At 55.4% G+C, this 17,566-nt stretch carries 21 protein-coding genes; 5 read left to right on the forward strand and 16 right to left on the reverse strand.

What is annotated here, in order from left to right; translation table 11 throughout:
• Positions 1-32: 32 nt before the first annotated feature.
• From htpX to V7756_RS04080, 3 genes are all read left to right on the forward strand, one after another.
• Positions 33-926: a protease HtpX gene (gene htpX / locus V7756_RS04070; RefSeq protein ID WP_335608869.1), complete on the forward strand. Its 894-nt coding sequence runs from the start codon at positions 33-35 to the stop codon at positions 924-926.
• A 275-nt stretch (positions 927-1,201) separates the two neighbouring features.
• Complete coding sequence (locus V7756_RS04075; RefSeq protein ID WP_335608870.1) at positions 1,202-1,543, forward strand: general stress protein; 342 nt, start codon at positions 1,202-1,204, stop codon at positions 1,541-1,543.
• A 133-nt stretch (positions 1,544-1,676) separates the two neighbouring features.
• Entirely contained in the window at positions 1,677-2,228 is a 552-nt protein-coding gene (locus V7756_RS04080; protein ID WP_335608871.1) for an ATP-dependent Clp protease proteolytic subunit, read from the forward strand.
• Positions 2,229-2,246: 18 nt separating this feature from the next.
• Here the strand turns inward: V7756_RS04080 and V7756_RS04085 are convergent, their stop codons facing one another.
• The 15 genes from V7756_RS04085 to V7756_RS04155 form a co-directional block, all read right to left on the reverse strand.
• Complete coding sequence (locus tag V7756_RS04085) at positions 2,247-2,561, reverse strand: cupin domain-containing protein (protein ID WP_335608872.1); 315 nt, start codon at positions 2,559-2,561, stop codon at positions 2,247-2,249.
• A 115-nt stretch (positions 2,562-2,676) separates the two neighbouring features.
• Positions 2,677-3,231 carry a YdeI/OmpD-associated family protein gene (locus tag V7756_RS04090; RefSeq protein ID WP_335608873.1) on the reverse strand — a complete coding sequence of 185 codons (555 nt, stop codon included), beginning with the start codon at positions 3,229-3,231 and terminating at the stop codon, positions 2,677-2,679.
• A 142-nt stretch (positions 3,232-3,373) separates the two neighbouring features.
• Positions 3,374-3,859 (reverse strand): VOC family protein, encoded by a 486-nt coding sequence (locus V7756_RS04095; protein ID WP_335608874.1) that lies wholly within the window; start codon positions 3,857-3,859, stop codon positions 3,374-3,376.
• Positions 3,860-3,878: 19 nt separating this feature from the next.
• Positions 3,879-4,397 carry a DUF6622 family protein gene (locus tag V7756_RS04100; RefSeq protein ID WP_335608875.1) on the reverse strand — a complete coding sequence of 173 codons (519 nt, stop codon included), beginning with the start codon at positions 4,395-4,397 and terminating at the stop codon, positions 3,879-3,881.
• A gap of 392 nt (positions 4,398-4,789) precedes the next feature.
• Positions 4,790-6,037: an AGE family epimerase/isomerase gene (locus V7756_RS04105; protein WP_335608876.1), complete on the reverse strand. Its 1,248-nt coding sequence runs from the start codon at positions 6,035-6,037 to the stop codon at positions 4,790-4,792.
• A complete protein-coding gene (locus V7756_RS04110; RefSeq protein ID WP_335608877.1) occupies positions 6,030-6,851 on the reverse strand; it encodes an SDR family oxidoreductase in 822 nt (273 codons plus the stop codon). The genes V7756_RS04105 and V7756_RS04110 overlap by 8 nt, the downstream gene beginning before the upstream one ends.
• Positions 6,852-7,148: 297 nt before the next feature.
• Positions 7,149-7,484 carry a hypothetical protein gene (locus V7756_RS04115; protein WP_335608878.1) on the reverse strand — a complete coding sequence of 112 codons (336 nt, stop codon included), beginning with the start codon at positions 7,482-7,484 and terminating at the stop codon, positions 7,149-7,151.
• A gap of 96 nt (positions 7,485-7,580) precedes the next feature.
• A complete protein-coding gene (locus tag V7756_RS04120; protein ID WP_335608879.1) occupies positions 7,581-7,961 on the reverse strand; it encodes a phosphopantetheine adenylyltransferase in 381 nt (126 codons plus the stop codon).
• Between the two features lie 86 nt (positions 7,962-8,047).
• A complete protein-coding gene (locus tag V7756_RS04125) occupies positions 8,048-8,488 on the reverse strand; it encodes a DUF6389 family protein (protein ID WP_335608880.1) in 441 nt (146 codons plus the stop codon).
• A gap of 94 nt (positions 8,489-8,582) precedes the next feature.
• On the reverse strand, positions 8,583-9,203 hold the full coding sequence (locus V7756_RS04130) for an NADAR family protein (protein ID WP_335608881.1): 621 nt from the start codon (positions 9,201-9,203) through the stop codon (positions 8,583-8,585).
• A 212-nt stretch (positions 9,204-9,415) separates the two neighbouring features.
• Positions 9,416-10,291 carry a toll/interleukin-1 receptor domain-containing protein gene (locus V7756_RS04135; protein WP_335608882.1) on the reverse strand — a complete coding sequence of 292 codons (876 nt, stop codon included), beginning with the start codon at positions 10,289-10,291 and terminating at the stop codon, positions 9,416-9,418.
• Positions 10,292-10,357: 66 nt separating this feature from the next.
• Complete coding sequence (locus V7756_RS04140; protein ID WP_335608883.1) at positions 10,358-11,368, reverse strand: DUF262 domain-containing protein; 1,011 nt, start codon at positions 11,366-11,368, stop codon at positions 10,358-10,360.
• On the reverse strand, positions 11,368-11,922 hold the full coding sequence (locus V7756_RS04145) for a hypothetical protein (protein WP_335608884.1): 555 nt from the start codon (positions 11,920-11,922) through the stop codon (positions 11,368-11,370). The genes V7756_RS04140 and V7756_RS04145 overlap by 1 nt, the downstream gene beginning before the upstream one ends.
• A 61-nt stretch (positions 11,923-11,983) precedes the next feature.
• Positions 11,984-13,168, reverse strand: a complete 1,185-nt coding sequence (locus V7756_RS04150) for an HNH endonuclease signature motif containing protein (protein WP_335608885.1) — start codon at positions 13,166-13,168, stop codon at positions 11,984-11,986.
• A gap of 467 nt (positions 13,169-13,635) precedes the next feature.
• The gene (locus V7756_RS04155) at positions 13,636-14,769 is read right to left on the reverse strand and encodes an ATP-NAD kinase family protein (RefSeq protein WP_335608886.1); all 1,134 of its coding nucleotides are present in this window, start codon (positions 14,767-14,769) and stop codon (positions 13,636-13,638) included.
• A gap of 158 nt (positions 14,770-14,927) precedes the next feature.
• Between V7756_RS04155 and V7756_RS04160 the strand changes: the two genes are divergently transcribed.
• Positions 14,928-15,116 (forward strand): PA1571 family protein, encoded by a 189-nt coding sequence (locus tag V7756_RS04160; RefSeq protein WP_335608887.1) that lies wholly within the window; start codon positions 14,928-14,930, stop codon positions 15,114-15,116.
• On the opposite strand, the gene pdxB is transcribed toward V7756_RS04160, so the two are convergent.
• Positions 15,106-16,251, reverse strand: a complete 1,146-nt coding sequence (gene pdxB / locus V7756_RS04165; RefSeq protein WP_335608888.1) for a 4-phosphoerythronate dehydrogenase PdxB — start codon at positions 16,249-16,251, stop codon at positions 15,106-15,108. The genes V7756_RS04160 and pdxB overlap by 11 nt on opposite strands.
• A 417-nt stretch (positions 16,252-16,668) precedes the next feature.
• On the opposite strand from pdxB, the gene V7756_RS04170 reads away from it, so the two are divergent.
• Entirely contained in the window at positions 16,669-17,565 is an 897-nt protein-coding gene (locus tag V7756_RS04170) for an alpha/beta fold hydrolase (RefSeq protein ID WP_335608889.1), read from the forward strand.
• The last annotated feature ends 1 nt before the right edge of the window (position 17,566 follow it).

A 17,566-nucleotide genomic window follows, 5' to 3' on the forward strand; every position in this document is an offset into this window, starting at 1 on the left:
AGATTTATCTACATACAGGAAAGATTCAAATCATGATGCGCATTCTATTGTTTCTGGCGACCAACCTTGCCGTAGTGCTGGTGGCCAGCATTACCCTGAGCCTGCTTGGCGTGGGTAATATTCACGATGGCCAGGGCGGCATGAACCTGCAGGCGCTGCTGATCTTCTGTGCCGTAATCGGTTTTGCCGGCTCCTTTGTCTCGCTGTTTCTGTCCAAATGGATGGCCAAGCGCAGCACTGGTGCCCGTGTGATCGAGCAGCCACGCACCCAGCAGGAGCAATGGCTGGTCAAGACCGTGGAAGAACTGGCCCGCAACGCCGGCATCGGCATGCCGGAAGTCGCCATTTTCCCGTCCCGCGCGCCCAACGCCTTCGCCACCGGCTGGAACAAGAATGCTTCTCTGGTCGCGGTTTCAGAAGGCATGCTGCAACGCTTCAGTCCGGCGGAAATCAAGGCCGTAATGGCGCACGAAGTTGGCCACGTAGCCAACGGCGACATGATTACCCTCACCCTGATTCAGGGCGTGGTAAACACCTTTGTCATGTTCTTTGCGCGCATCATCGGCAATTTTGTTGATCGCGCCGTGTTCAGGAACGAAGGCAGCGGCCCCGGTATCGGCTACTTCATCGCGACCATTTTTGCAGAGATGATTCTCGGCATTCTGGCCAGCATCATCGTCATGTGGTTCTCGCGCCAGCGTGAGTTCCGCGCAGACGCCGCCAGTGCGCAGCTGGTGGGCGCTGGCTCAATGATCGCCGCACTGGAGCGTTTGAAAGCCGAGCAAGGCATCCCCGTAGAAATGCCTGGCGAAATGACCGCCTTTGGTATCAACGGCGGTTTGAAACATGGCCTGGCCGGTCTGCTGATGAGCCACCCGCCGCTGGATGAGCGTATTGCGGCGCTGCGCGCGGGCAACTATCGGTAAGCCGCTCGCGCGGCCGTATGAAAGCTGAAAGAAAAAGGCTAGATGCAAAGCGGGATCAGGATTCAAACCTGATCCCGTTTTTTTTTGCACAGCGCCATAACGGCCTGCGATACGTCAGGGAAGGCTATCGGAGCTCTGACCCTCAATTTTCTCTGAACTTCTGCACTACCCCATTTTCGTACCCAGTGAGGGCACCTGAAATGGTTTGCTTGCGCAAACCTGTTTGGTAGCTCCTTGATATCACTCATATTTTGCTAATCGATAGGAGATGCAACATGTCGAACAGAGATGGCATGAACCGTAGTGAAGCTGGCAAGAAAGGGGGTCAGCAGACCGCCTCAACCCACGACAAGGAGTTCTATCAGGACATCGGCAGCAAGGGCGGGCAAAACAGTGGCGGCAACTTCGCCAATGACCCGCAGCGCGCATCGGAAGCCGGCAGCCAAGGAGGCCAGAACAGCGGAGGTAACTTTGCCAACGACTCCCAGCGCGCATCGGAGGCAGGCAGCAAGGGCGGCCAGAACAGCGGCGGCAATTTTGCCAATGACCGTGAGAAGGCTTCCGAAGCTGGCCGCAAAGGCGGCCAGAACAGCCACAGCGGCGGACGTAATAGCTGAGGCTGAACGGGCGGGGTTAGATTCCCCGCCCGACTTTTTGTTCTGCGAGCCTCGGTCAGATTGGCTAGGCTGTCATCAAGGATAGTCAAACCGCTCCCAGCCAACCGACACTCGCAACCCCACGGAGAAGCCCATGACCTGTCATGTGATCACCTTCACCGCGCCGATCAATTCCAGCAGCTGCGGCCAGTTAATCAGAAAGTGCTCCGAGGCCATCAACCACGATGCCACTGAGCTGACCATCAAGATCGCCACCATGGGCGGTGACTGCAGTTACGGCTTCACCCTCTACAATTTTCTTCTGGCCCTGCCCGTTCCCGTGCATACGCACAATCTAGGCACCGTGGAATCCATGGGCAACATCATCTTTCTAGCCGGTGAGCGACGTACCGCAGCGCCCATCAGCAAGTTTCTGTTCCATCCCTTCCACTGGTCGCTGCACGGCTCGGTGGATCACGCTCGCATGTCGGAATACGCCATGAGCCTGGATTACGATCTGGACCTGTACACCCGCATCGTCGATGAACGCACCGAAGGCGCCGAGCAGCCGTTGGATGTGCGCAGTTATCTGACCGCCTCACCACGTATTCTCAGCGCAGATGAAGCCTTGGGCACCGGCCTGATAGACGCGGTTGAGCATATTCCTCTGGCCAAGGATTCGGTTACCTGCGTTATCCATTCGTAACCCGATCAGGCCGGCGGCTCAGTCCGCTTGCCTGAACCAGAACTCCACCTCGTCTGACTCTTGCTCAAAGTCTGCCGCGTGTTCCACACCGGCTGGCACGTGGTACCAATCGCCCACGCCAAAGCGTTCCACCTGCCCGTTCATGGTCAGGATCAGCTCGCCGCGAATAATCACGCCGTAGTTGTCAGTCTCGTGGGTATGCGCAGCAATGCGGGTGCCAGCCGGGTAGGACGCAAACAGCACATCCGCGCCCTCTGCCGCCAACTTGTAGGCCTCAAAGCGGCCATCGTACAGCGGTAAACTTCTGATCTTGTCTGGGTACTTCCCTGCCACGGCAAATTCCTCTCATTGGCGCAACGATAGATAAAATGGCTCGCGTCACGGCGCTCACCGTCAGCATGGGCGGCGCTATACCATGCGCCAACCGAATGCCCGCAATTGGTGGCTGCTACTCAGCCGCCTGCGGCGGACTGAAAGCCTTGCTGTAGAAGCCGGAAGGGTCAAAGCAGCATACTCGCTTCTTGCCGGAGGCGAGCATATCGCAGGCATCGTTGATGCGCTTGGCGCGGGTTTTTGTTTGCTTGGCGGAGGTAATCCAGTGAATCCAGTCCAGCCGCGCGACCGGCGTGGTCTGCTGCCAGGTCACCAACGCCTCAGGCCAGGCTTGCAGCGCTGCAGTGAGATCGCTGGGCACCTCGGGTTCCGGCTCCTGATCGACCGCGCGTACCTCGAACTCAGCCACCTGGTCGTAATCCGCGCCGGCCGTCTTGAGCAGCTGAGCCTCTATCTTCAACCAGTGGCTCTTCTGCCCATCCGGCTCCAGCAGCGCCTGAAACCCCTGCCCGTTGATGCAGCCCGCCACCGTGGTGCGGCCGCGCCTGGGCAGCTTGGCGCTGACCTCTTTGGGGAGAACGATAAAAGCCCATGCGTCTCCGCCCTCGCCTGCTTCGCGCGGGCGGCGCAGTCGAGCACTGAATTCCGAGTGGGTGTCATGTTGCGTCATAGGCTTTGTTCCTGACGTCGTACCTGCTCCAGGTTGCGCTCGTGTGTTTGGCCGGAGGGGGCTGGCTATGGCAATGGCCTCTAAACACACCAGCGCGTGACGATGATGACTCTGCTGTGCCCTTGCACGCCCACCAGTCGCCCTACCCGCGCCGCGCAGCTTCAATGGCCGCCACGTCTATCTTGCTCATGGTCATCATCGCATCAAAAGCACGCTTGGCCACGGCTCGGTCGGGGTCGCTGATTGCCTGGGTCAAGACCAGAGGCGTGATCTGCCAGGAAATACCCCACCTGTCCTTGCACCAACCGCAGGCACTCTCCTGTCCGCCGTTATCTACAATGGCGTTCCAGTATTTGTCGGTTTCTGCCTGATCAGCAGTCGCCACCTGAAACGAAAACGCTTCATCGTGTTGAAAAGCCGGCCCGCCATTCAAGCCCAGGCAGGGAATGCCCATAACGCTGAACCACACCGTAAGCACATCGCCTTGCTTGCCCGCAGGAAAGTCGCCGGGCGCGCGGTGAATCTCACCCACCCAGGAATCCGGAAAAGTCTCGGCGTAAAAGCGCGCAGCCTCTTCTGCGTCGCCGTTGAACCAGAGGCAGATTGTGTTTTTGGCGGGGTTTTGCATAGAGCCTCCCTGAAGTCGGTTAGCTGAAGTCAGCGTCACAACGGAGTGTAGCCGCTCTGTATTGGCATACTAGGTTGATAGCTCTTGAAGCAAAGTAACCGCTCAACAAACCGTAGATCAGGCTTAGCGAGACAACAAACCCCGTGGAGCTGGTCACCTGCGCGTCGAGCGCATGCATGACCGCGAACAGGTACTTGGCAAAGAAAATTGCCATGATGACCGCCAGAGGGACCCAGCTACCGGGAATAAAGAAGGAACGGCTGGAAGGGCTGAAAACAACGCTTTTTTCCCGCAGGAATAAATAGCCAATGAGGGTGATACTCAGCAGCCCAAAAGCCCACATTGCCAAGGGCACGAGCTGCATGCCGAAACTTGACCCGATACCCGATAAGGAAAGCGCGACCATTCCCACCGGCAGCAGGAAGGCCAGAAACACATTGACGTTGCGGCTGCGCGTCTGCTGCAAGCCAAATACGAGCAAGCCAACAAAAAGACCATAGACCCAGAGCGGTGTGTGCACGAGTATTTGGGTGATCAATTTAATGGTCCTGGGTGGGGTTAGAAAGAATAAATTCGACTGCAGTATTGATGAAGCCGAACCGAATCAAGGCTGCCCAAAAGAGGGCCGACGCCAGAATAGCTCGTTGCGCATGTACCGGCAGGAAAATCTTTCGCCATACCGCGCTAGCGTGTTCTCGGCTAGCCTCGCCACCTGCGCAGAGAGCATGATGCGGGCTGACGTTTGGAAGCTCGCCTGACATGGTCACGTTCTGATACTCAGGACCGGATTACTCATAGTCTGACCACTATGAGGAAAGCAACTTGCCGCCCTGAAGAGCAAAACACCGCAGGCCTGACATATCCGTAATCAGGGAACATTTCAATGAGCGCCTCGCGTTGCGAAGGATATCTTTCCGCAGAATGATTCGCTCAGAGTGTATGGCGCTTAATGCCGCCGGCAAGCGAGGCGCTGATGGGCAGCAAGGGAATCACGGTGGCCTGGAAGGCATGGTAGAGGTCTTCGCGCAGCGGATAGATCCTCCAGGAGCGCTGCCCTGCTCGATCCACTTCCAGGCGCCATCCGCCTTTGTCGTCGATGAAGGTGCTGGCAATATAGTCCCAGACCATCCGGTAGATTGTTTCAAAGCGCGCATCACCGGTGCGCCGCAGCAACATATAGGCGGTATTGGCGGTCTCCGCCTGTACCCACCACGGCCGATTGGCGATGGACACCTGATTATCCCAACCGAGGGTATAAACCATGCCAGGTGCACCGTCCGCACCCCAGCCATGCGCCAGCGCACTGTCAAAGAGTCCAACCGCATCCTGCAACAGCCAGCCTGGCACGTCGCGTCCGTGCGCTGTCAGCGCAGCCTCCAGCTTGAGCAACAACCCGCTCCATTCCGCGAAATGCCCCGGCGTCATACCCCAGGGCCGCAGTTCATCGGCTGGCTGATCGCGGTGATAATCTGGCATCGCCTGCCAGTTACTATCGAAATGCTCCGGCAGCCGATAGCCGTGCGTACGCGCAATATCGTGACAGAACCGCTGCGCCAGACTCAGCGCCCGATCCAGCCACTGCGCATCACCTGTGGCATCGGCCAGCGCAAGAAAAGCCTCTGTGGAGTGCATATTGGCGTTGGCGCCGCGGTAGTTTTCTCCATCGTGCCAATCTGCACCAAAGCTCGGCGCCACGACCTTCTCGCCAGCGAGCCAGAAGTGCTGATTGATAACCGAGACAACCGCAGCGCACAACTCCCCTGCGCGCGTGCGATGCGCCATCACGGCGCTCGCTGCAGCAAGCGCGACGAAGGCATGCGCGTAGGCCTGTTTGCGACTGCCTTGGCTCTCGCTCTCGAACCAGCCACCATGCTCCTGATCGCGCAGCGGGCCATCGAGCAGCGCGGCCACGCCGTGGTCGGCCAGCGGCCCAGCGCCAGGCACACCCATGAGCGCGGCAACGCTGTAGCAGTGGACCATCCGCGCCGTGACTATGGTGGCGGCCGAAGGGCTTTCCAACTGCGCGTCATCGTTCAGCTTGCCAAACCCGCCCGCCACCTGTGCCCCTTGGTAGTGCTGCAACAGGCTTTGGCCCTGGCTTATCAGCCAGGCGCGGTGCGCGCTGCGCTCTGGCCACAGACCATGGTGCGCGTGCTCGCCCATTGGCACCTCAGCCATTGACGATCATGCCGCCATTCACGTGGATGGTTTGGCCGGTGACAAAGGCGCTGTCTCTACAGGCGAGGTAGACATAGGCCGCGCCCAGCTCGCGCGGCTGGCCGACACGCTGCATGGGCGTCATCTTGTCCATGTCTTTCAGTATGTCTTCGTCATAGTCCTTGAAGGTCAGCTGGATGCCGGTGACCACGGGGCCGGGCGCCACCTCATTGACGCGAATGCCCTTGCTCGCCAATTGCAACGCCAGTGCACGGGTAAAACCGTTAATGGCCCCCTTTGTTGCCGTGTAGGGCACCAGATGTTTGTTACCGGCAAAGGCATTGATGGAGGTGGTGTTGATGATGCTCGCGCCCTCGCCCAGGTGCGGTAACGCGGCGCGGGCCAGATAGAACATGCCATGGATATTCACATCAAAGTGCGCGGTCCACTCTGCATCGCTGATGTCGCTCAAGCTGGCAAAGGGCTTTTGGAAACCGGCGTTGTTGACCAGCACGTCCAGCGCGCCCCACTCATCCATCACCTGCGCGATGGCAGCGTTGCAATCAGCGCTGCTGCCTACGTTCCCCTGAATTACCAGTGCGTCCGCTCCCTCCGCTTGAATACCCTTGCGCGTGTGTTCCGCCGCCTCGGCATCACTGTGATAAATGATCGCGACCTTGGCTCCTTCGCGCGCAAAATGCAGCGCAATCGCACGGCCAATACCACTATCGCCGCCGCTGATCAGCACGGCTTTACCCTTCAACTTGTCCGAGCCCTTGTAGCTATCGTCAATAAACTCGGCGGGGGGCAGATTCTCATCAATCTGTTTGCTCATGGTGTCTCCTTTACATCGGCATTGGTCCGAGCGCAGGCTCGTTGCAGGCCATACGTCAACGGCGTGACGTAGGTATTTCCCTGTTGAACACGGCACAAAAGGAAAGGTTCAGCTTAATGAGCGCGCGGTCGCTGGCACGTAAAGACCTGATGTAGAGCCAAGCCCCCGCCTTTACTGACATCCCGTTTCGTTAAGCGCGAATTTCGAGGCCGACACCGCATAGCTGGCAGGGTCTGCAGGTTCTCCGCAGAGAGAAGCCCACGTGCGGGGCGGTATCGGCGTAAATGAATTATCAGTTCATTTGACCAGGGCAGCGACTGCCAGAAGCACCGCTGCGGCAGACGTGCCCAGGCTGACAAAAAGTAGCCTTCTATAGGTGGCAATCTGGCGCTTAGCCATTGCCGCCGCTTCGTCAGCACCGTCCACTACCTTCTTCAAGTGTTCGGCGAGCGCATGCAGTTCTTTTGCGTTGGCGGTCGATGCGTCCTGAAGCTCCTTGATCTGTTGAGCTAGAACGGGGTCTTCCTTGGCTGCCTCGGACTTTTTTGAGGTGAATGCAGGAATAGCGGCGCTCGCGATCGAGGCCACGATGGGCGTAAGGGCTTTGATAAGCGGAACCAGCTGTATTGCCATAGGGTTTCCCTGAGGGTCGGCATAATAAACACCGCAAGCGCGCGGCTTGATGGAGGCTCAACTGCAGCTGCAAGGCTGTCGCTGTGCCTGGCCTTGTTACCTTTGATATCGGCTGACGAGATAGATAACCCCGGCAATGCAAAGCGCAATTGCCGCAACTACATCTGCAATAACAACCTTGCGGATGGCTTCATTGTAGCCGCCAACGGACCAGGCGATTGCCATGAAGGACACCACACTGAGCAAACCTGCCAGGAGTGCCAGCGGCTGAAGGGAAGGTTTGAATGCGGCGTACACCATAAACAGCCCCAGCAGACCGAATAACACAGCGCGATGGCGCATGAGAATCGCAAGGTTTGGGTCACCGAGGGCCACACCGTATAGAGCCGATAGGCGCTCGGCGCCAAGAACGCCAGAAACGGGTAACAGGTGAATGATACCTACCAGCACCAGCAGACCCGCGACGATTTTTTCCATGGTTCCGTGATCTCTTTATGGTTACGCTTGAATGAAACCAAGGCTGGCTTGCAGGGCTTGGTTCTCTCAATGGGTTAGGCAGCAGGTTACTGTAGCTTGATCGGCAACGCTGTTCCGTACCGTTCTGGGGACTCGACAGTCACCGGCAGGCCGCGCGCGTCGTGGTTGGCTCTTCTCCAGACCTTAACCAACCACCTTGCGGCGCAGTCTGTAAGGGTGTCCCCGACATCGAATTCGTTACCTTCCATAAGCGGCAAGTTTGGGACTAGACCATCAGGCGTCATAAAGGTATCGAACAAGATTCTATGAGCATGGATCGACTTGTTTAGCACGTACAAGTTCGGTCCACCAAGTCCGACTTGAACCGTTAGAAAGCCTTCCGCTCCCTGATCAACCATCACGTCGAGCGTTACCACCTGCGCGATCTCGGGGAGTAGATCAAGTACGCGACGCAATGTTTCCACTGCAGATTCAGTGTGCTCCGTTAGAACCGCGTCCACAGTTTGGATGTATTCTGGCTGGTTCATTGGTTACGCCTAATGCTATATAAAATGCGCGCCTTGAAATGCAGCCGAAGCGGCAATATAAAAAGACGTCGTGCATGCCCCGATTGAGCGCAGCCTAACGCGATAGTTGATCACGTACTTCCATTAACGCAAACCCTAATAGATTAGAGCCTTTCCACAGGTTTGGGTTTTCGCAGGCCGAATCACCTTTTTCCAACCCAATCCCCCAAATCCTGTCCACTGGACTAGCTTCAACGAGAACTCGGCTTCCCGTGTTAAGCAAAAACTCTTTAAGCTCAGGATGGTAGCTAAACTTGGCTAAATTGCCGGAGACCACTATTTCAAAGCGACAAGCTTCCCACTTTTCTTGATCGAAACCCTTGACCTCTCGCCCGATGGCTTTCGCTTCTCCGGGATTGCTCGCGTTTAAAACTCTCTGTGCAGCATCACTATCACCAAAAAGTAACGCCTTGCGATACATCATGTAATGCTCAGCCGTCATGAACTGTATGCCGTTGCATTCAAATCGCACCTCGTACCACTGGCTAAAACAGCTTTTTGATACGCCAGACGCTGACTTCTTGTGCCCCCAAAAAAATACGTACTTCACGCTATTACCGTGATTTACATATTCCGCGAGCTCTTCTCTACTTTTGAATTTCAACTCTCCCCCCTGTAACAGTTCACCTAGGCCTAGAGCCTGCGAAAATTGGGATCGGCTTGACTCAATGGTCATGCGTCACAATCCACCACCAGACGAAGGGTTGCTAGAATGGAAATGATTAGCTGGCGTCAGATGAAAATTTAAATCAGAAATTTTCATCTGACGCCGTTTTTTTTCAGCCTCAAAGATTAAGCTAAGGGGCCGCGGCACGTGGTCCCGGCGAGCGAGGTGAGCGAGGTGAGCGAGGTGAGCGAGGTGAGCGAGGTGAGCACTTGTTATGCTATTTACATTCCATAGTATTTGGAACTAAATGCCACTGTAAGCGGCGCTCCATCATAAAGGCATGAGACACTGACTTTGAGCTTTCTTCTATGGTCATAGTAGGTGTGGTAATGGGTTTTCTTCCTTTCTAAATCAAGTTCCGTCAATCCAATGCTTAAAGCACCAAGAACGGGCTCTGAGTCGAACTCTTGATTTTGGTTATGCGGAGCAGTGGCTTTCAGATCAACTTCTACATAGCTAATGAAGTTTCCTTCAGCCTCTAGGATCATTCTGCAATCATCATTCTCGACGATAATGTTACCTACAGAGTTCGCAGTAGCTCCAACCTCTACTTCAGCCTTGTGAATGGGCATCCCCATATACTGAAATGGCCTGTGGAAAGGTCTTGACATTAGAGGCAAACTTTTCAAGAAAGCTTTATCTAGCGCCGTACCAAGACTGTTTAAGCTTCTTTCAGAGTTCATAACGCTTTTATTGAAGACTAAACCGATACTGTTAATGAGCGTTCTAAATGAGTCTTCGTACTGAGCTTCTCTCTGAAAGTCTCCATAAAGCTTCCCAACCAGAAATCCGGGAAGCTCGCACTCTTTGAGCAGAATAGGGAGCACTTTAATAGGCTTTCCGTTTATCTGGTGATTAATAGCAACATCAAGCTCATTTACGACCCAAGGTGCTTCAACAGAATTAGGAGATAAGACAACGGCGAAGAAGTCTACAAAATCAATACCTTCTCGTATTTTCTGTATCAGTGAATCGCCTATTTTCATTTCCGCTTCATCAAGCCAATAACGAACACCATGGCTCTCCAAGTCTCTCGCAAGCTTTCTTACAAAATCCTTGTCGCGATGGTTATGACTTAAAAACACGCTTACCGTCATCTAAAATTTTCCTTTATTCGCATAACGCACAAAGCAGCGGCGCCACGGGTCCGCTGCCTTTGCTTGTTAGTTTTTAGACTCTTGGATTAGTTCGTAAATTGCCTTGCTTCTTGTGATACGGCTGCTTCTGTCGTTACTGGCTTGAAGTGCGGAGTTGTAATACTCCTGTGCTTGCTTATCATCAGCAAGCTCCCCAGCCGCTGCCCGGTCCACCCGAACATAGAAATTATCTAGGCGGCCCCTTAATACACTGACATTTATAGAAAGTCCGCTTTTTACTATAGCTCTGTGAATTTCGACGAACAAGGTGTAGAAATCGGCCTTTTTAAAGGCCCTAGAGTTACTATCAAAATTCAGGCGATCTATGAACTCAAAAACCGCGGATATTTCCGTATCTACTCGGTCTTTTTCGGGGAACTCTTCGTTGAATTTTTCGAGATATAGCTCTAGCTCTTTGTCTCGATTGAAATAGGTAGTCATAATCGTGATTATCAGGCCGAGACAAAATTTGACATCATTCATCCGTTTAATATCGGTAGAAGTGAAAACCCTATTGCGCTCGAAAACTTCGGCCTTGGATATTTCTTCAGCAAATTGCTTAAATTCACCTCCGAACCGAGAATTATGCAACTCCATTGCATTCAATCCATAGCTCGTCGAATTGATTCGCTTGAATACCTCTTTGATATGCTCGATGGGCATATTGCCCATGTCTCTGATAACAACCTTATATTCAAGGAAGGCAATCTGTTTGTCTTCGTCAAGATCAGAGTAAGCTGGCAGACTGCTACCTAATCTGATATCTGGTGACGCTTTGAAATACTGATATAGCGTTGTTATGCGCTGCTGGCCGTCTACAAGAACCTCCGAGCCTTCGCCTGTTTTAGTGTCTACTTTACCTGCAGCTATATAGATCTCAGGGAACGGATAGCCTTCTAAAACTGTTTTGATGAATTCAATTTTATCCTTGTTAGTCCAGACCAACCGCCTTTGGAAGTCTGGCTGAGGAATAAGGGTTTTATTACCAATGCCAGTCAAAAGCACTCGAAGGCGCCGATTTGAAGCTGATGTGTCCATTAAGATGCCTCCTGAATGCACTGTTCAATGCATATTATTTGATATTCTTGTAAGAAAAAATTTGAATGGTACAAGCCACCACGCACCTTAAACGGTCCAAATCTATTACTACTGGTTAAATTGTTGAAAAAATTCCACCAGTCAGCCGTAAACTCGAAGTAGCTGCTTGGTGGAAGTTTATCGGGACGTATCCATCCTTCAGAAAGATACTTGAAAAATTTGTTTGAAGATGGCCAGTCTGCGCCGCTCTTTTTAAACAAATAAGCCTCTTGCCAAATTCGCTCGAAGAGTTTCGTTGATACGATAGCGATATCTATATCAGAGTCATCATTAAATATTCCAAATCTTCGCGAAGGCTTTATGCTAAACCCCAACTTACCTGACCCAACCATAATCACATCGTTAAACTCTATTTCAAATTTTTCACAGATGGTTTCGCGAATTTCAAACAACCGGTGATTATCAAGGAGATGGCAATCTCCCCCAAGAACGTACTTTCTGTAGATTTGAAGGCTGCTTAAACTTTTAAGGTCAGCCTTGAATTCATTAATCATTTTGAGTTATCCGTTCACTCGGCTAAGAACTAACGTTCAAGGTCAGGGGCGCTGCGCGGCTTCACTGCGCAGCGTCCCCTGCACCGCCGGGTTCGGCATCATCTGCATCATCGTCCGCAAAATCATCATCAATGTATTCGGCGTACTCCCGTTCGTAGGCAATTGCTGGCGTCTTATGCACCCATTTGTTGGGTTGAGCGATTAGAAGGGGACTTGCCCGAACTAGAGTGACCTTATCAGCTTGCAGTTCAACAGTACGTACAAGGCAATAGATGATGTAGCGATTCTTGCCACCAATTCGGGTGATGGCTGACATAGACATCATGAAGATGGGATCTAGTATCCATTCAATACGAAGGTGCTTTCGTGAGTAGTGAAGCAGGATGGTCGGCGTACTCGCAGTGATAGGCAGGTCCGGCCCTTTAGCACAGACACCGCCGATGAAGAATGCATACCGCCCTTCACTCGCCTTCAGGGCGGAATGCCCTGCGTTAGCAGTTTCATCTAGATCGATGAAGTTAGTTACCGTGGCAATCTTCTGCATCAGTTGTTTGTAGTGCTCTGTCTCTTGGTGCGTGATGTAGTCGAATAGGTAGCGCCCTCCCGACAAGTGTGTCTGAACATACTTCTGGTCAAAGGAGCCACCAGCCCCCAAAATCCCTGCCCTGCGAAGGCTGGCTGCAAGCGTTGTTTGAGGTATCTTCTTGAAGAGACGAACACACAACTCTTCGATGCGTTTCACATTGACGTAGTCAATTGCATCGTCATTCACGTCGATTAATTGCGCTGCTCTTTGCGCATTCGCCACCTCGACCTGTTTTTCCCACTTCGTTTTTGTTGTGCGCAGCTGAGATTCGGTAAGCCTTAGGGTGAGGCCGCCTTGGTGCGCGAGGTCGTGATCGACGGGGCAAAGGACAATAAGATTGTTGTAGGTGTTGTCCTGAGTCTTTTCGTATTCGACTATGTGGTGAATGACGTAAGAAGGCCCCTTTTGACCTTTGCACACACTGCATACGAAGTTACTGCTTTCCAGCAGTAACTGAACAATTTGCTCGTCGATTGATTCCCGCCGTACACAGTGGCTCAAGGTCATCGCTTCAGCCTCGGAAAGACCGAACTTTGAAACCATATCCTTCAGGCTAAGTGATCTCGCCTTGGTCACAGTTAGCCCAGCTAAGTTAGCCTTTTCGGCCAGATCGCTAGCAACACCGTATTGAAGCAGAGTACCTAGAGTGCGTGCATTCATGGGGTCAGTCGCCTCGGAGCGAGTGTGTTGATGCCCAACAGCTTACTGGACCGGCGGCTTTATGATTGCATATCAGTCGCTTCCGCATATCAAGACTCCTTTTAGCCGGCCAACCATAAAGAAAACATTAAAACTCGATAACTTAGATATGCACCCCCAAGCGCCAGATGTATTCGCGTGACTGCCGTATTTTGTGAATCCAATAATACTGGATGAAATGTCAGGCCTCATGCTTTCACGCGCATTCGTGCCGCTAAGCGGGTGCGGGCGCTCGCCCGTTTGAGATACAGGTTGGTTGGCTTTGAAGCTCAAGAATGAAGATGAGCACCCAGCGAGGGTGACTACGCTGCTGTCTATTGCGAGAAGGGTACGGGCCATCCATGGGCTCCTGCGAACTGGCTTATTGCTTTAACCCGAAGGTAACGCCACGGCGATCTGCGGTAAAGAAAATATTATGGCTGCGCGCCCTACTCCGCTTTCCAGCTTGCCGGATACAGCATCTCTTCCCGATACCCACTCAGTACCCGGCGCAGGCCGGTGAGCTGCTGGTCCAGCTCGGCATCGCCGCTGTCGACCAGAAAGGGGCGGCCTTCCAGGGTGGTGAGTTTGGTTTTGGTGGCGACCACCAGCAGATTCTCCAGCCCGACGGCGCGGAGGATGCGTGGGGATATCTGCTGGTTGCCGCGGCCGAGTATGTGGCCCTGGCCGCCGATGGCGGTGACCAGGATGCGCCAGTCGCCACCTTGCTCCAGTAATGCCCAGAGTTGTTGTTCGGTGGCGTCTTGCAGCAGCAGTTCGCCGCCGCGCAGTACGTCTACGCCTAGCAGTGTGCCCTCCAGCCCCATGGCTTCCAGCAGGCCGAGGTTGGTGGAGCCGGGGCCGAGGATCCAGCCGGTGTTTTCATCCTGCTCTTCCTGCAGCCAGGCGGCGATGTCGTCCAGGACCATGGTTTCCACTTCACGGCCGCCCTGCTTTACCTGCTGCACAAAGCGGCCTTCTTCGGGTACCGAGAGTTCGCCGTAGTGGCGGGTTTTGACCTGGCCCTGGCGGAAGGCGGTTTCGTCTATATCGCGCACGTCGGCTTCACGCAGGCGTACCAGCTCGCCCTTGACCAGCAACGCGACCAGTTCGCCGGCGGCGCGCGGGTTGACGGCGTAGACGCCGGAATGAATCTTGACGCCGGCGGGAATGCCCAGCACCAGTTGACTGGCGCTGACCTGGTTACAGATATTGCGGGCGGTGCCGTCACCGCCGGCGAACAGCAGCAGATCTACGCCGGTCTGCTGCAGGGCGGCGGCGCAGCGCTCGGTATCCTCGGCGCTGGTTTGATCGGGGTCGCTCAGCTCGCCGATAACTTGATGCGCAAAGCCCATTTCGGTCAGCAGGTCGCTACCCATGGGACCGGGTGCGGCAAATATCTGAAGCTGATCCCGCAACGGTAGCAGCTGTTCCAGCGCATGGGCTACGCGGCGCTGCGCCTGCGGCAGCACGCCCTGCGCCAGCGCTTGCTGGGCGACGCCATCGGAGCCCTTGAGCGCGGCCTGGCCGCCTACACCGGCCAGTGGATTGATGATGAGCCCGAGTCTGAAAACTGCCTGCATTGAGTCTATCCGTTCCTGTCTGATTGCTGCCGGGTTGTCACAAAGCCGTCATGCCAGTGCCATATCCTGCCCTCAGCTGGTCACCGGGAGGGGTGGCCAGTTGACTCAGCAAGACGATTCAGCGACGTGATTCAGCGACAACCCAATGGGAGATGACCATGAGTGTACATGCCATGCAGACTTGCCGTGATAACGCCGAGATTCTGATTCATCCATCATCCTGTACCGGCGGTTACCTGCTGGATGAAAACGGCCGCGAAGTAGCCATTACCGAGCAGATGGTGCAGCAGGCCTGCGCCGAGCTGGAACACCAATGGGTGCCGGCGCCCCGCTACGCTAGCAACTGAATCCGGCTGCGGCCCAGTCTAGCGGGGCATCGGCGCCAGCAGTGCTCAGCAGCCGCAGATGCGAGCACTCCCGGCGCAACGGGTAGTGCTTGCGCAGTTGATCAAAGCGCTGCGCTATTTGCTCATCCCCCTCGTTCAACCCTGCCACGGCGGCGCGAAAGCGCGCATCGTCGTCGCGCACGTCGTATACCAGCCGCAGCGCCTTGGCCAGGCTCCAGTCCGCTGGTGTTTGCGCATCCAGCGTTAGCGTTGCCAACCCTGCGCTCGGTGCCAGTGTGCTCAGACTCAAGCTGGCTGGCTGCTGAAAGTGCGCGCAAAAGGCCTGATAGATCTGCTCGGTGCCGCGCAGTTTGCCGTCCAGACTGTAGCCGGCAACGTGCGGGCTGGCCAGCGCGCAGCGGGCGGCCAGCGCCAGGTTCACCTGGGGCTCGTGCTCCCACACATCCAGCGCTACCTGCAGGTCGGGACGTTGCGGCAGCAGGGTTGCCAACGCCGTATTGTCAATCACCGGGCCCCGGCTGCTGTTGATCAGCCAGGTCCCGCGCTTGAGGCTGGCCAGACGTTCGGCATCCAGCAGATGATGGGTGGCGTACGCGCCCTGCTTCTGTAGCGGCACATGGCAACTGATCACATCCGCCTGCGCCAGCAGCGTATCCAGACTGACAAAACCCTGCTCGCCACGTTCGGCACGGGGCGGATCACAGCGCAGGCAATCAACGCCCAGCGCGGTGAGCGTTTCTGCCAGCCGCCCGCCCACCTCACCCACGCCAATGATGCCGACGCGCTTGCTGCGCCACGGCTGGCCGGTGCGCTCGGCAAGGGTCAGCAGACAGCTCAATACGTATTCCACCACGCCGCGCGCGTTGCAGCCGGGCGCGCTGGCCAGGCTCACGCCAGCGGCTGTCAGGCCGGGCAAGTCCAGATGGTCGGTGCCTATGGTACAGGTGCCGACAAAACGCACCGGGGTGCCAGCCAGCAGCTTGGGGGTCACCTGCGTGACGGAGCGCACCAGCAGGGCATCGGCCTGCAGCAAGTGCTCGCGGCTGATGGCGCGACCGGGGTGAGTGGTCACCTCGCCCTGGCCGGCAAAAAACGCCGTCAGCAGGGGAATGTTTTCGTCGGCAACGATACGCATGCGGCACCTTTGAATAGCAGAGTCTGGGCATTGTCGGGGGTGCCCTGCGGCCTGTCCAGCCGCCGGGCAGATTGCTGTAAAGAAACTGCAAGAATGCGCTTGCACGCAATCGGCGACGCTGCTTTACTGAGCGCAACAGGTCCGAATGTGGCCTGATGGTCAAAACATTATTTCAAGCGTTCCCGAGGGGTGTCCACCTCTCCCTTGCAGGACCTGCCTGAGCCCATGGTCAATCCGCGCAACGCCCATTGCGCCGATCTTGCGGCTGTCCTCACCACCCTGTCGCCATAACCACAAGCAATGTTGTCTGCAACAGACGATGCCTTGGCGTGTTTCGTTTTTCGGCCTTTTTTGCCAGCAACTGCCCTGTATGACGTGCCGCAGCGGCGCGTCCAGCCAACGCCGGAGACAGGGAATATGAAACCAGAGCACCAGGTGATCGAAACACTGGGGATGTTTCGCATCCATACCCACTATTACGCCAGCCCCGCGCCACGCGGAACCGTCATGCTGGTCAATGGCTCGCTTGCGACTATGGCGGCGTTTGCCCAGACCCTTCGTTTTCTGCAGCCACACTTCAATGTGGTGCTGTTTGATGCGCCTTATGCAGGCGAATCCAAGGCTCACAACACCCACCAGCGGCCTATCACCAAGGAGCAGGAGGCGAGCATTCTGCTGGAGCTGATCGCGCACTTTCAGGCCGATCACCTGCTGTCGTTTTCCTGGGGCGGCGCGTCAGCCCTGCTGGCCCTGTCGCAGCGCCCGCCAACCATTCGCAAGGCGGTGCTCATGGCCTTTTCGCCCTTGATCAACAGCGCCATGCGCGGCTATCTGGAATCGGGCGTTGATCTGCTGATGAATTACGAACGCCGCAAGCTGGCACTGTTGATGAACGAGACCATAGGGGAGCACCTGCCATCGCTGGCCAAGCGCTACAACTTCCGCCATATCATCAGTCTGGCTGACCACGAGTACCAGCAGATGGCCTTTCACATCAGCCAGCTACTGACCCAGGACAATCACTGCTACCTGATGGACAGCGCCAACATTGAGGTGCCGGTACTGTTCATCAATGGCGATCAGGATCGTTACACGACGCCGGCGGACGCACAGCACTTCAATCGCTACCTTCGCCATTGCAGCTTTGTGTCGGTAAGTGGTGCGGGTCATTTCCTGGATATGGAAAGCCGCGAAGCCTGGACGCAAACCCGTGAAGCTGTGCTTGGTTACCTGGCTCCGCAGTTGTTTGGTGCAGTTACCCGGCCCATCTATACACGCATCACACTGGATCAAAACGCGCCGCTGGCGGGCTGAG

Source organism: Halopseudomonas sp., from assembly GCF_036961105.1.
Lineage (GTDB): Bacteria > Pseudomonadota > Gammaproteobacteria > Pseudomonadales > Pseudomonadaceae > Halopseudomonas.

Coding starts and splice junctions, on each gene's coding strand:
- V7756_RS04145 (WP_335608884.1), bottom strand. CDS start 11,922: ATGATTAATGAATTCAAGGCTGACCTTAAAAGTTTAAGCAGCCTTCAA.
- V7756_RS04120 (WP_335608879.1), bottom strand. CDS start 7,961: ATGGAAAAAATCGTCGCGGGTCTGCTGGTGCTGGTAGGTATCATTCAC.
- V7756_RS04105 (WP_335608876.1), bottom strand. CDS start 6,037: ATGGCTGAGGTGCCAATGGGCGAGCACGCGCACCATGGTCTGTGGCCA.
- pdxB (WP_335608888.1), bottom strand. CDS start 16,251: ATGCGTATCGTTGCCGACGAAAACATTCCCCTGCTGACGGCGTTTTTT.
- V7756_RS04110 (WP_335608877.1), bottom strand. CDS start 6,851: ATGAGCAAACAGATTGATGAGAATCTGCCCCCCGCCGAGTTTATTGAC.
- V7756_RS04150 (WP_335608885.1), bottom strand. CDS start 13,168: ATGAATGCACGCACTCTAGGTACTCTGCTTCAATACGGTGTTGCTAGC.
- V7756_RS04125 (WP_335608880.1), bottom strand. CDS start 8,488: ATGAACCAGCCAGAATACATCCAAACTGTGGACGCGGTTCTAACGGAG.
- V7756_RS04080 (WP_335608871.1), top strand. CDS start 1,677: ATGACCTGTCATGTGATCACCTTCACCGCGCCGATCAATTCCAGCAGC.
- V7756_RS04140 (WP_335608883.1), bottom strand. CDS start 11,368: ATGGACACATCAGCTTCAAATCGGCGCCTTCGAGTGCTTTTGACTGGC.
- V7756_RS04135 (WP_335608882.1), bottom strand. CDS start 10,291: ATGACGGTAAGCGTGTTTTTAAGTCATAACCATCGCGACAAGGATTTT.
- V7756_RS04130 (WP_335608881.1), bottom strand. CDS start 9,203: ATGACCATTGAGTCAAGCCGATCCCAATTTTCGCAGGCTCTAGGCCTA.
- V7756_RS04075 (WP_335608870.1), top strand. CDS start 1,202: ATGTCGAACAGAGATGGCATGAACCGTAGTGAAGCTGGCAAGAAAGGG.
- V7756_RS04115 (WP_335608878.1), bottom strand. CDS start 7,484: ATGGCAATACAGCTGGTTCCGCTTATCAAAGCCCTTACGCCCATCGTG.
- V7756_RS04170 (WP_335608889.1), top strand. CDS start 16,669: ATGAAACCAGAGCACCAGGTGATCGAAACACTGGGGATGTTTCGCATC.
- V7756_RS04090 (WP_335608873.1), bottom strand. CDS start 3,231: ATGACGCAACATGACACCCACTCGGAATTCAGTGCTCGACTGCGCCGC.
- V7756_RS04095 (WP_335608874.1), bottom strand. CDS start 3,859: ATGCAAAACCCCGCCAAAAACACAATCTGCCTCTGGTTCAACGGCGAC.
- htpX (WP_335608869.1), top strand. CDS start 33: ATGATGCGCATTCTATTGTTTCTGGCGACCAACCTTGCCGTAGTGCTG.
- V7756_RS04160 (WP_335608887.1), top strand. CDS start 14,928: ATGAGTGTACATGCCATGCAGACTTGCCGTGATAACGCCGAGATTCTG.
- V7756_RS04155 (WP_335608886.1), bottom strand. CDS start 14,769: ATGCAGGCAGTTTTCAGACTCGGGCTCATCATCAATCCACTGGCCGGT.